This is a genomic window from Erwinia aphidicola (assembly GCF_014773485.1).
Taxonomy (GTDB): Bacteria; Pseudomonadota; Gammaproteobacteria; order Enterobacterales; family Enterobacteriaceae; genus Erwinia; species Erwinia aphidicola.
In genome coordinates this window covers 276,116-288,006 of record NZ_JACXBP010000002.1, presented here as the reverse complement: position 1 = coordinate 288,006, position 11,891 = coordinate 276,116, and the positions used below count along the sequence as shown (strand labels likewise).

The 11,891-nt window shown below is 64.1% G+C and carries 9 protein-coding genes; all 9 read left to right on the top strand.

The annotated features are described in order from the left end of the window. The first annotated feature begins 17 nt into the window (after nt 1-17). The 9 genes from ID864_RS05700 to ID864_RS05660 are packed head-to-tail and all read left to right on the top strand — an operon-like array spanning nt 18 to nt 11,888. Nucleotides 18-1,013 carry a hypothetical protein gene (locus tag ID864_RS05700; RefSeq protein ID WP_048914731.1) on the top strand — a complete coding sequence of 332 codons (996 nt, stop codon included), beginning with the start codon at nt 18-20 and terminating at the stop codon, nt 1,011-1,013. A 9-nt stretch (nt 1,014-1,022) separates the two neighbouring features. Further along, on the top strand, nt 1,023-1,850 hold the full coding sequence (locus tag ID864_RS05695) for a type VI secretion system accessory protein TagJ (protein ID WP_048914732.1): 828 nt from the start codon (nt 1,023-1,025) through the stop codon (nt 1,848-1,850). Further along, entirely contained in the window at nt 1,847-2,413 is a 567-nt protein-coding gene (tssE, locus tag ID864_RS05690; RefSeq protein WP_191149542.1) for a type VI secretion system baseplate subunit TssE, read from the top strand. Before ID864_RS05695 ends, tssE begins: the two co-directional genes overlap by 4 nt. Before the next feature lie 17 nt (nt 2,414-2,430). Continuing rightward, on the top strand, nt 2,431-4,305 hold the full coding sequence (gene tssF / locus ID864_RS05685) for a type VI secretion system baseplate subunit TssF (protein ID WP_191149541.1): 1,875 nt from the start codon (nt 2,431-2,433) through the stop codon (nt 4,303-4,305). After that, nucleotides 4,302-5,354: a type VI secretion system baseplate subunit TssG gene (tssG, locus tag ID864_RS05680; protein WP_191149540.1), complete on the top strand. Its 1,053-nt coding sequence runs from the start codon at nt 4,302-4,304 to the stop codon at nt 5,352-5,354. Before tssF ends, tssG begins: the two co-directional genes overlap by 4 nt. A 57-nt stretch (nt 5,355-5,411) precedes the next feature. Beyond that, nucleotides 5,412-8,024, top strand: a complete 2,613-nt coding sequence (gene tssH / locus ID864_RS05675; RefSeq protein ID WP_191149539.1) for a type VI secretion system ATPase TssH — start codon at nt 5,412-5,414, stop codon at nt 8,022-8,024. Nucleotides 8,025-8,045: 21 nt separating this feature from the next. Beyond that, nucleotides 8,046-9,479: a serine/threonine protein kinase gene (locus ID864_RS05670; protein WP_191149538.1), complete on the top strand. Its 1,434-nt coding sequence runs from the start codon at nt 8,046-8,048 to the stop codon at nt 9,477-9,479. Nucleotides 9,480-9,525: 46 nt separating this feature from the next. Continuing rightward, entirely contained in the window at nt 9,526-11,457 is a 1,932-nt protein-coding gene (locus ID864_RS05665; RefSeq protein WP_191149537.1) for a type VI secretion system Vgr family protein, read from the top strand. Beyond that, nucleotides 11,454-11,888, top strand: coding sequence for a DcrB-related protein (locus tag ID864_RS05660; RefSeq protein WP_191149536.1), 435 nt, complete (start codon nt 11,454-11,456; stop codon nt 11,886-11,888). Before ID864_RS05665 ends, ID864_RS05660 begins: the two co-directional genes overlap by 4 nt. Nucleotides 11,889-11,891 lie beyond the last annotated feature (3 nt).

Here is an 11,891-nt window from a genome sequence, read left to right as displayed (position 1 = left end):
AACAGGAAATGGATGTTATGAAATATTGGCTGTCAGGTGCTCTCTCACTCCTGCTCGCGTCCAGCGCCTGGGCGCAGGACTATCAGATTGTGCAGTCCCGCTCGCTCAAACTGGATATCTGGATCGACAACGTTAAAAGCAACAGTCCGCAAAGCTGGTGCGCGCGCGAACTGCCGCTGCGCATCGTCGCCAACGGCAAGAAAGATCCGGCGCTGCTGGATGATTTCCTGCCGCGCGTCGCCAGCCTATTACAGAGCCAGTGCGCTTCGCTCAGCCAGATCCACTGGCAGATGAACGATAGCGCCGGAGCCAAACTGGCGCAGGGCAGCGCCAGCAAAGCGCAGGAGTGGGTTCCCGTGGTGACGCCGGAGGCGCCCGCAGCACCTGCCGTGGCTGCGGCGACACCGCCGGCCGAAGTGGCGCCCACGGCGCCAGCGGCAGAAGATCTCTCCCCACCCGCCGATACCACGCCGTGGATGCAGTTCAGCCTGATGGACGGCTGCCACTTCCGCACCTGGTGGCGCGGCGGCAGTCAGACCAGCGCACTGTTCGTTCCGGCCAAAGGTGGCGTCAGCTGCGGTGCTGATGGCTGGCTAAGCGGATCGGGGCAGATCACCCTCGTCGGGCACGGCGCCAGCAAAAGCCAGCGCATGAGCTTCCTGCAGGGCTTCCCGGTGGCTGGCCTGAATAACAGAGCGCCAGCCCACGCGCTGCAGATACTGACGGTCAACAACCAGCGCATGGTGCTGAGCGATGAGAAACAGCCCGGCAGCTGGATGGTGGTGCCCTACGCGCCGGAGCTGAACGGTTTTCAGGCCCGCGGCGAGCTGGTAGTCCAGATCAGCGCGCAGGACGCGGCGGATAAAGCGCTGCTGCAAAAGCGCCTGAATGAGATACGCAATCTGTGGTCACCGTACCTGAGTAACAGCACCGACCTGACCATCAAACTGGTGGACGCGCTGCATCCGCAGCTGCAGGACCCGGCCGCCGGGGCATTCAGCACGCTTCATTAAGGAAAGATCATGCACTCTCTACAACAACTGATGGCCGGACAGTCCCTGAATGACACGCTGGCGCAGGTGGAAGGCCAGATCAAGCAGAAGCCCGCCGATGCTGACCTGCGCGCCAGCTTCGTCCAGCTGCTGTGCCTGATGGGGAACTGGAGCCGGGCGCTGACCCAGCTGAAAAGCTGGCGGGCGCTGAAGCCGCAGGCGCAGCCGACGGTCACGCTGCTGGAGCAGGCGATCGGCGGTGAGCTGAAGCGGGCGCGGGTGTTCAGCGGCGAGGATGCCCCACGTATGCCGGGCGACAGCTGGAGCTGGGCAGAACAGCTGTTACAGGCGCTCAGGGCCGACCATCGTGGCGACCACGCGCAGGCCCAGGCGCTGCGTGCCGCCGCCTTTGACGCTGCCGCGCTTAATCCCGGCCAGCTGCAGCGCCAGGGTGAGGAGCAGGCGCACGCTTTTGACTGGCTGATTGATGGCGATGGTCGCCTCGGGCCGCTGTGCGAGCTGATCGTTAACGGTGAGTACAGCTGGCTGCCGTTCAGCGCCATCAGCGAACTGCGTTTCCAGCCCCCGGCCAGCGTCACCGACCTGGTGTGGCGCCACACGCTGGTACGGCTGATCGACGGCAGCGAACAGGTGTGCCAGATCCCGGCGCGCTACCCGCTGGCGCAGGACGACGACGACCGTTACCGGCTGGGATCGCTGACCGAATGGCGGCCCCTGAGCGCCGATGAGCAGCAGTTCAGCGGCCACGGCCAAAAAAGCTGGCTCAGCGCGCAGGATGACTTTCCGCTGCTGAACCTGGAGACGCTGACCTTCGCCACTGCGGAGTCTGCATCATGAGCCAGCACAGCGGAGACGGGCACGACCTGCTGCACGGCGGCTATCGCCAGCGGCGCCAGCAGGAAAGCTTAAGCGCGCGCGACAAAATGCAGGCCTCGCTGCTCGACCGCCTGACCGATAACGCGCCCGATAAGCAGCAGGAGGCGGCTTACCACACGTTGATCTCCCACAGCTCGCTGCGCCGTAACGTACTGCGCGACCTGCAGTGGCTGTTTAACACCATCAACAACGAAGCCCAGCAGGACCTGCACCCCTTTCCGCAGGTTAAACGCTCCACGCTGAACTTTGGTATCGCGCCGCTGGCCGGGCAGCGCATGTCGGACATTGAGTGGCTGGATATCCAGCGCAAGCTGACGGCGGCGATCCTCAACTTTGAGCCGCGCATTCTGCCGGGCGGCCTGCAGGTGCGCTGCGTCTCCGAAACCGGATCGCTCGACCTGCACAACGTGCTGTCGATAGAGATTAAGGGCCGCCTGTGGTGCGTGCCGTACCCGCTTGAATTCCTGTTTCGTACCGATGTGGATCTGGAAAACGGTCACTTTGAACTGAAAGATATCGGTTAATAAAGAAGGTCATTGTCATGGACAGCAAGCTGCTTGATTACTACAACCGCGAACTGGCCTACCTGCGTGAGATGGGGGCCGAGTTTGCCGGGCGCTATCCCAAGGTTGCCGGGCGTCTGGGGATGCGCGGCGATGAAGTGGCCGACCCTTATGTCGAGCGGCTGATGGAGGGCTTCGCCTTTCTCACCTCGCGCGTACAGCTGAAGATGGATGCCGAGTTTCCGCGTTTCTCCCAGCGCATGCTGGAGATGATCGCGCCGAACTATCTCGCGCCGACGCCGTCGATGGCCATCGCCGAGCTGCACCCGGACAGCCGCAAGGGGGATATCAGCGGCGGATTCTGCGTGCCGCGCGGCACCATGATGGACAGCCAGATCCTCAAGCAGAGCGGCGTGACCTGCAGCTACACCACTGCCCACGACGTGATGCTGCAGCCGCTGGAGATAAAACAGGTCGAGCTGGGCGGCATTCCGGCCAATATCCCGCTCGGCCAGCTTGGGCTGAGCCAGCTGGGGGCGGTAAGCGCGCTGCGTATCCGCCTGAAGTGCGATGAAGCGGTGACGCTGTCGCACCTTAACTTCGACAGCCTGATGTTCTTTCTCAGCGGGCCGGATATGCAGGCGCAGCAGCTGCTGGAGCTGGTGATGCAGCACTACGTGGGCGGTTTCTGCCAGAGCGTCACGGCCAGCACGCGCCGCACGCTGCTGGATGATGGCGCGGTGCAGCAGGAGGGCTTCGCACCGGAACAGGCGCTGCTGCCGGATGACCTGCGTAACTTTGATGGCTACCGCCTGCTGCAGGAGTATTTTGCCTTTCCGGCGCGCTTCCAGTTTATCAGCATCAGCCAGCTGCGCCCGCTGCTGCAGGGCGCAGGGGAAGGGGAGCGTGAGTTTGACATCGTGCTGCTGCTGGATAAAAGCAGCGAGGCGCTGGAGCGGGTGATTGACCGCAGCCACCTGGCGCTGCACTGCACCCCGGTGATCAACCTGTTCCCGAAGGTAGCAGAGCGCCAGAAGCTGAATGACAGCGTGCATGAGTATCACCTGGTGGTGGACAACATCCGCCCGCTCGATTACGAGATCTTCTCGGTGCAGAAGCTGTACGCCAGCGGCGACAACCAGCGCGAGGAGCAGCTGTTCCGCCCGTTCTGGAGCACCTTCAGCGACGACGGCGGTAACTACGGCGCCTACTTTTCGCTGCGCCGCGAGCAGCGCACGCTGTCGGAACATGCGCAGCGCTACGGCACGCGCACCGGCTATGTCGGCTCGGAAGTGTTTCTCTCGCTGGTGGATGAACAGCACGCGCCGTGGCATGAAGATCTGCGCCACCTTAGCGCGGAAGTGCTCTGTACCAGCCGCGACCTGCCGCTGCTGCTGCAGCAGCAGCAGGGCAACTTTGTGATGCCGGACTCGGTGCCGATCCGCCAGCTGACGCTGCGCAAAGGGCCAACGGCGCCGCGTGCTGCGCTGGCCGAGGGCAAAATCGCCTGGCGGCTGATCAGCCATTTGCAGATGAACTACCTCAGCCTGATGGACGGCGATAACGGCCAGGGAGCCGCTGCGCTGCGCCAGATGCTCGGGTTATATGCCAATCTGGCCGATGCCCCGGTGGCGCGCCAGATTGAGGGCATTCGCCACTGCCAGCTTAAGCCGGTGTTCCGCCGGGTGCCGGAGCCGGGACCGATTGTGTTTGCCCGCGGCATCAGCGTTGAGCTGGAGGTGGATGAACAGGCGTTTTCCGGCGCCAGCCCGTGGCTGCTCGGCAGCGTGCTGGAGCGGGTTTTCTCACGGCTGGTAGCGATTAACACCTTCACCGAAGTGACGCTCAACAGCCAGCAGCGTGGGGAGGTCGGCTACTGGGCACCGCGCATGGGTAAAAGGACGCTGATATGACCGCGCAGGCTGCAAAAATTCATCGTCTGAAGCGCCTGCCCGCCGACTTCTGGCCCGCGCTGCAGGCCGCGCCCTGGCGTTACGACCTGTTCCAGCTGCTGCGGCGCATCGATGCACAGGGCGGGGAGCGTTATCCGCTGGGGCGTGCGCCGCTGCCGCGCCATGAACCGCTGCGCATCGGCCAGCTGCCCTCGCTGGCGTTTGCTCCCTCGACCATTGCCAGCGTTACGCCGCGCGACGGCAGCCCGCTGCATGAGGTGTCGATCTACAGCTTCGGGCTGTTTGGCCCTAACGGACCGCTGCCGGTTCACCTGACCGAGTACGCGCGTGAGCGCATCTATCACCAGCAGGACCACAGCTTCACTGCCTTTGCCGACCTGTTTCACCACCGGCTGACGCTGCTGTTCTACCGCGCCTGGGCCGATGCGCAGCCGACCGTGGCGCTGGATCGCGCCGGGCAGCGCCATTTTGAGCAGTACATCGCCAGCCTGATCGGCATGGGCCAGCCGGGCCAGCTGCAAAAAGGCAGCCTGAGCGACCACGCCCGCTTCGCCGTTGCCGGGCATCTGGCGCGCCAGGGGCGCGACGGCGAAGGGCTGGAGAAGGTCCTGCGCCACTATTTTCGCGTGCCGGTAAAGCTGGTGGAGAACGTGCCGCACTGGCAGCCGATTGACCCGCGGGAGCGCGCCAGCCTCGGGGCCGGACGGCGTAAACCGCGCCTCGGCGAGTCGGCATTCCTCGGCGTGGCGGTGCGCGATGTGCAGCATAAGTTTCGTATTGAGCTGGGGCCGCTGCCGCTGGAGAAGTACAACCGCCTGCTGCCCGGCGAACCCTGGGCCGTGCAGCTGCGCGACTGGGTGCGCCAGTATCTCGGCATCGAATACGTCTGGGACGTGCGCCTGACGCTGGCGGCGCCGGATGTGCAGGGCATCACCCTCGGCGGCAGCGGGCGGCTGGGTTACAGCAGCTGGCTCGGCCAGCCCGCGACGCCGCAGCCGCGCAGTGACTTAACTTTTAGCCCGGAAGTGCAGGAAGAGATCGTCAGCTGACCCATTGCTTAAGGGCAGAATCCCATCCCATCAGATCTATAACCACTGAGAATAATCATGTCAGAGATAAGCCGCGCCGTACTGTTCGGCAAACTGGATACGCTGTTATTTACCTCTCTGGAAAGCGCCACCGCCTTTTGTAAACTGCGCGGCAATCCTTATGTGGAGCTGGTTCACTGGCTGCATCAGCTGATGCAGCACCAGGACGGCGATTTACAGCAGCTGATCCGCTATTTTTCACTGGATGAAGAGGCGCTGACGCGCGATATCGTGGCGGCGCTCGATCGGCTGCCGCGCGGGGCCAGCGCGGTGTCTGACCTCTCTGAACATATCGACAGCGCGGTGGAGCGCGCCTGGGTTTACGGCTCGCTGAAGTTTGGCGTGCAGCAGATCCGCGGCGGCCATCTGCTGATCGGCATGCTGAAAACCTTCAACCTCGCCAATCTGCTGAAAGGCATCTCGCCCCAGTTCAGCCGCATCAGCATGGACGTGCTGCTGGAGCAGTTCGACGCGGTATTCGACGGCAGCAAAGAGGCGGCGCAGGTTGCCGCCGCACCGCAGGGTAACGCGGGTAACGTTCCGCAGCAGCAGGGCACGCTGGCGCAGTATGCGCAGGACCTGACGGCGCGCGCGCGCGACGGCAAGATTGACCCGGTGGCCGGGCGTGACGAGGAGATCCGCCAGATGGTCGATATCCTGATGCGCCGCCGCCAGAACAACCCGCTGCTGACCGGGGAGGCGGGCGTTGGCAAAACCGCCGTGGTCGAAGGGCTGGCGCTGCGCATCGCCGCCGGCGACGTTCCGGCCCCGCTGCAGGAGGTGCAGCTGTGGCTGCTGGATATCGGCATGCTGCAGGCGGGCGCAGGAATGAAAGGCGAGTTTGAGGCGCGCCTGCAGGCGCTGATTAATGAAGTGCAGTCCAGCCCGACGCCGATCGTGCTGTTTATCGACGAAATCCACACCCTGGTCGGTGCGGGCGGGCAGCAGGGCACCGGTGATGCCGCTAACCTGCTTAAGCCAGCGCTGGCGCGCGGCCAGCTGCGCACCATCGGCGCCACGACCTGGGCGGAGTACAAAAAGTATATTGAGAAAGACCCGGCGCTGACCCGGCGCTTCCAGACCGTACAGGTCCACGAGCCGGACGAAGAGAAAGCGCTGCTGATGCTGCGCAGCACCGTCAGCCCGCTGGAGAAGCATCACCGCGTGCTGCTGCTGGATGAAGCGGTGGCGGCGGCGGTGAAGCTGTCGCACCGCTACATCCCTGCGCGCCAGCTGCCGGATAAAGCCGTGGCGCTTTTAGATACCGCCTGCGCGCGCGTGGCCGTCAGCCAGAGCGCGCAGCCGCCGCAGCTGGAAGACTGCCTGCACCGCATTCACGCGCTGGAGATCGAGCGCGATATCGCCGGGCGCGAAGCACGTCTCGGCATGGGTGAAGCCGGGCGCGTGGCAGCGCTGGAGCAGCAGCTGAGCGAGCTGGCCGTACAGCGCGACCAGCTGAGCGCGCGCTGGCAGCAGGAGCGGACGCGGGTCGATGCGATTATCGCCCTGCGGGCGCAGCTGCACGACGACGAGGTGGAAGATCGCGCTGCGCTGCACCAGCAGCTCAGCGCCCAGCAGCAGGCGCTGCGCGAGCTGCAGGGGGAAGCGCCGCTGCTGTTTGCCGCGGTGGATGCTAACGTGGTGGCGGCGGTGGTTTCCGACTGGACCGGCATCCCGCTGGGACGCATGGTGAAAAACGAGATCGACGCGGTGCTGAAGCTGGCCGATACCCTCAACCAGCGGGTGATTGGTCAGCGCCACGGGCTGGAGCTGATCGCCCGCCGCGTGCGTACCTCGCGCGCGCGGCTTGATGACCCGAACAAGCCGGTCGGCGTGTTTATGCTGTGCGGCCCGTCCGGCGTTGGTAAAACCGAGACCGCGCTGGCGCTGGCAGAGACGCTGTACGGCGGCGAGCAGAACATCATCACCATCAATATGAGCGAATTCCAGGAAGCGCACACCGTCTCCACCCTTAAGGGCGCGCCTCCCGGCTATGTCGGCTACGGCGAAGGCGGTGTGCTGACCGAGGCGGTGCGCCGCCGTCCTTACAGCGTGGTGCTGCTCGACGAGATCGAAAAAGCGCACCCGGACGTGCACGAGATCTTCTTCCAGGTGTTTGATAAAGGCTGGATGGAGGATGGCGAAGGGCGGCATATCGACTTCCGCAACACCATTATCATCCTCACTTCCAACGTCGGCACCCAGCTGATTGACGCGATGTGTGCCGACCCGGAGCTGATGCCGGAGCCGGAAGTGCTGGCCGGGGCGCTGCGCCCGCCGCTGCTGGAGGTGTTCCCGCCTGCGCTGCTCGGTCGCCTGCTGGTGGTGCCGTACTACCCGCTGAGCGATGCGATGCTGGCGCAGATTGTGCGCCTGCAGCTGCAGCGCATTCAGCGCCGCCTGGAGGAGAACCACGGTATCGCCTCGGTGGTCGACGACAGCGTGATTGCGCAGATTGTGCAGCGCTGCACTGAAGTGGAGTCCGGCGGCCGTATGGTTGACGCCATCCTCACTAATACCCTGTTGCCGCAAATGAGCCAGATGCTGCTGTCTGCCAGCGCGCGCGACGAACAGTATCGCCGCCTGCACGTCTCACTGCTTGAAGGTGAGTTCCACTGTCAATTTGCTTAAGCTATCAGAGAGTTATCCATAATGTCTGAACATGATAACAACCGCACGGTGCCGAACGCACTGCCGGTCGGCTACCGCTTCAATGAGTTTGAGATTGAGCAGGTGATTGGCGGCGGCGGCTTTGGCATTGTCTATCGCGCCCGCGACCATCAGCTGGAGCGCACCATCGCCATCAAAGAGTTTATGCCCGCCTCACTGGCGGCGCGTAACAGCGACCTGACGCTGGTGCTGCGCAGCGAGCACTTCAGTAAAACCTTTCACGCCGGGCTGAACAGCTTTATTCAGGAAGCGCGCCTGCTGGCGCGTTTTAACCACCCGAACCTGCTGCACGTGCTGCGCTTCTGGGTGCAGAACGACACCGCCTACATGTGTACCGCGTTTTACAGCGGCACCACGCTGTCGCAGCTGCACCAGCAGCGGCCGCAGATCATCGACGAGGCCTGGATCCGCCGCCTGCTACCGCCGCTGTTTGGCGCGATTAACGCCATCCACCAGGAGGGCTACCTGCACCGTGATATCTCGCTGGATAACATCCAGATCCAGGATAACGGGGTGCCGGTGCTGCTCGACTTTGGCTCGGCGCGTAAGGCGATCGGCAACCTGTCCGACGAAACCGAAACCATGCTCAAGCCTGGCTTCGCGCCGATTGAGCAGTACAGCGACGACAACGAGAGCGAGCAGGGCACCTGGACCGATATCTATGCGCTTGGCGCAGTGCTGCACACCCTGATTGTCGGCACGCCGCCGACCGTCAGCGTGGTGCGCAGCATTGAAGACAGCTACCAGCCGCTGACGGAGCGCCGCCCGGCGGGCTACTCGCTGCCGCTGCTTGACGCCATTGACCAGGCGCTGGCGCTGCACCCGGAAGATCGCCCGCAGACCGTCGATGCCTTTGCCGCACTGATGGAGCTGCCGGTCTCTGACATCAACGAGATCCACGAAGTGAAAGTCAGCGGACCGGGCACCATGCTGGTGCCGGTTGAGCCAGAAGCGCAAGCGCCCACCCCGGTTAACAGGCTGCAGCGCTTTATGCTGCCGGGCCTGGTGGCGGCCGGGGTGCTGGTGGGGATCGGCGTTGGGGTGCTGATGGGTTCATCCGGCGGCGATGATGCCCCGGTGGCCGCGCAGGCGCCGGCTGAGACGCCTGCGCAGCAGACCGCCAGCAATGCCGCGCCCGCTAACAGTGCTGCGGCAGCGCCAGAAGCGGCGGCGACGCCTGCTGCCGCACCGCCGCCGCCGGAGCCGATTGCCCAGGTCTATATCCGGCTGCAGCCGGGCGACAAAGTGCAGGTGAACGGTAAAGCCGAAGCGCTGGTGCCGTCGCCAAACGGCTTCGCCACCCTGCAGCTGCCGCCTGGCAACTACCAGTTTGACGTCACCAATCGCGGTGAAACCCGCAGTCAGAGCATCACTATTGAGCAGGAAGGTGCGTGGCTGCTGAACCCGCAGAGCTGACGCTATCGCCCGCCGCGTGCGGGCACCGCATTCAGGGAGCAAGATAATGTTTGATCGTATTACCGCCACCACCCCCGCCGGAGACGGCACCCTGCAGTTCTGGAAGCTGGAGGGAATGGAAGTGGTCTCGCGCAGCTTTGAGCTGACCGTGACGCTGCTCAGCACCGACGCGCGCCTTGACCGCCGGGCGATGCTCGGCCAGCCGATCACGCTGACCATTCCCACCACCGCGCTGGCCGCCGCGCCGCGCTACCTCAACGGCAAAATCACCTCGGTGAAGGTGCACAGCGCCGACCTGAACGGCACGCGCTACGCGGTGTACACCCTGGTGATGGAGTCCGACCTGTGGCCGCTGAAGCGCGACCGCAACCAGCGCATCTTCCAGAACCAGCGGCTGCCGGACATCATCAAAACCGTGCTCGGCGAGTACGGGGTCAACGTGGAGGACAGGCTGGCGGGGGACTACCGCACGTGGGAGTACTGCGTGCAGTACCAGGAGAGCAGCTACGACTTTATCTCGCGCCTGATGGAGCTGGAGGGGATCTACTTCTTCTTCCGCCACGACGCGGAGCAGCACACGCTGGTGATGTTCGACGCGCCGCAGCAGCACCAGGCGTTCGCCGGCTATGAGGCTATCCCCTACCACGCCACCGCCTCCGGCGGCTCGACGGATGAAGAGGGGATTGGCGCATGGTCGATAGCCGAGCGGGTCACGCCGGGCATCTACAGCCTGGACGACTACGACTTCCGCAAGCCGAACGCGTGGATGTTCCAGGCGCGGCAGAACCCGTCGTCGCCGCAGCCGGGCAAGATTGACTACTACGAGTGGCCGGGGCGGTTTGTTGAGCACAGCCACGGCGAGTTCTACGCGCGCATCCGCCAGGAGGAGTGGCAGGCGGAGCACCAGCGCATCGACGCCAAAGCGACCTCGACCGGCATCGTGCCGGGCTGCACCTTCACGCTGAGCAACCCGCCGTTCGCCAGTGACGCCGACGACTACCTGATCCTCAGCGCGCTGTACCACTTTGAAGAGAACAGCTACGCGTCCGGCGGGGGCGAGAGCAACCACACGGTGTGGCTGACGGTGATCCCGTCCAGTACGCAGTTCCGCTCGGCGCAGCGCACCGCGTGGCCGCGCACCCACGGTCCGCAGACGGCGAAGGTGGTGGGGCCGCAGGGTGAATCAATCTGGACCGACAAATATGGCCGGGTGAAGGTGAAGTTTCACTGGGACCGACACGCGAAGGGCGACGACACCAGCTCGTGCTGGGTGCGCGTGTCGAGCGCGTGGGCGGGCCAGGGTTTCGGCGGGGTGCAGATCCCGCGCGTGAATGACGAGGTGGTGATCGACTTTATCAACGGCGACCCGGACCGGCCGATTATCACCGGGCGCGTTTACAACGAAGCCAGCATGCCGCCGTGGGCGCTGCCCGCCGCCGCCACGCAGATGGGCTTTATGAGCCGCTCAAAAGACGGTACCCCGGATAACGCCAACGCCCTGCGTTTTGAAGATAAAGCGGGTGAGGAGCAGCTGTGGGTGCAGGCCGAGCGCAATATGGACACCACCGTTAAAAATGATGAGACGCGCTCGGTTGGCGGTAACCAGACGCTGGCGGTGGCAAAAAGCTTTGACGGCAAGGTGAGTGGCCTCTACAACCATGCCACCCAGCTGAACCGCAGCGAGCTGGTGGGCGGCGATTACAGCCTTGATAGCCAGGGCGCGATCCTGCTCTCTTCAGGTCAGGGCATTCGCCTGCTGAGCGGCGACAGCATGCTGATCCTCGACCCGAACGGCACTATCTCGCTGCAGTGCCTTAACTTCCAGATAAATGCCTCGCAGCAGGGCGAGATCAATACCGGCGGTACGCTGGATCTCAACGTCAAGCAACCCGCGCAGGCCGCCCCGCAGCAGCCAACCCCGGCGGATATCACCGCCAAAGTGAAGGATGCCTTTAACAACTCAGGGAGCAACTCATGAGCCAGCCAGTCGAATATCACCTGTCGGAAGGCACCCTGACGCTGCCGGAAGTGGCGCAGGATCAGAGCGTGACCATTCTGCGCCTGCCAGCAAGCCGCGCCACGCTGGTGCTGACGCGCGCGTGGGAGGTGAAAGCGGGCGATGAGCAGGCTTTTATCGACCAGCAGATTGCCAAAGTTAAGCGAGATATGAAGAAGTTCTCCGGCGATGAGCCGCAGGAGAGCCATTTCGGGCCGCTGCCTGCCCGTGAAATCACTATGCGCTTTGAGACGCAGGGCGTGCGCGTGGCGCAAAAACTGCTGGTGGTCATGCTGCCTACGCATCTGCTGGCGGTGACGTTTAGCTGCAGCGGCGAGTTCGATGCGGCGGCGCTGGCCACCTGGGAGGGGATCCGTCAGGGATTCACTCCGTTGCCGGGCGGGGAGGCGTAAGCG

Bases quoted from the DNA above. Each gene is read 5' to 3' on its own strand.
- ID864_RS05700 (WP_048914731.1), top strand. From the start codon at position 18: ATGAAATATTGGCTGTCAGGTGCTCTCTCACTCCTGCTCGCGTCCAGC.
- ID864_RS05695 (WP_048914732.1), top strand. From the start codon at position 1,023: ATGCACTCTCTACAACAACTGATGGCCGGACAGTCCCTGAATGACACG.
- tssE (WP_191149542.1), top strand. From the start codon at position 1,847: ATGAGCCAGCACAGCGGAGACGGGCACGACCTGCTGCACGGCGGCTAT.
- tssF (WP_191149541.1), top strand. From the start codon at position 2,431: ATGGACAGCAAGCTGCTTGATTACTACAACCGCGAACTGGCCTACCTG.
- tssG (WP_191149540.1), top strand. From the start codon at position 4,302: ATGACCGCGCAGGCTGCAAAAATTCATCGTCTGAAGCGCCTGCCCGCC.
- tssH (WP_191149539.1), top strand. From the start codon at position 5,412: ATGTCAGAGATAAGCCGCGCCGTACTGTTCGGCAAACTGGATACGCTG.
- ID864_RS05670 (WP_191149538.1), top strand. From the start codon at position 8,046: ATGTCTGAACATGATAACAACCGCACGGTGCCGAACGCACTGCCGGTC.
- ID864_RS05665 (WP_191149537.1), top strand. From the start codon at position 9,526: ATGTTTGATCGTATTACCGCCACCACCCCCGCCGGAGACGGCACCCTG.
- ID864_RS05660 (WP_191149536.1), top strand. From the start codon at position 11,454: ATGAGCCAGCCAGTCGAATATCACCTGTCGGAAGGCACCCTGACGCTG.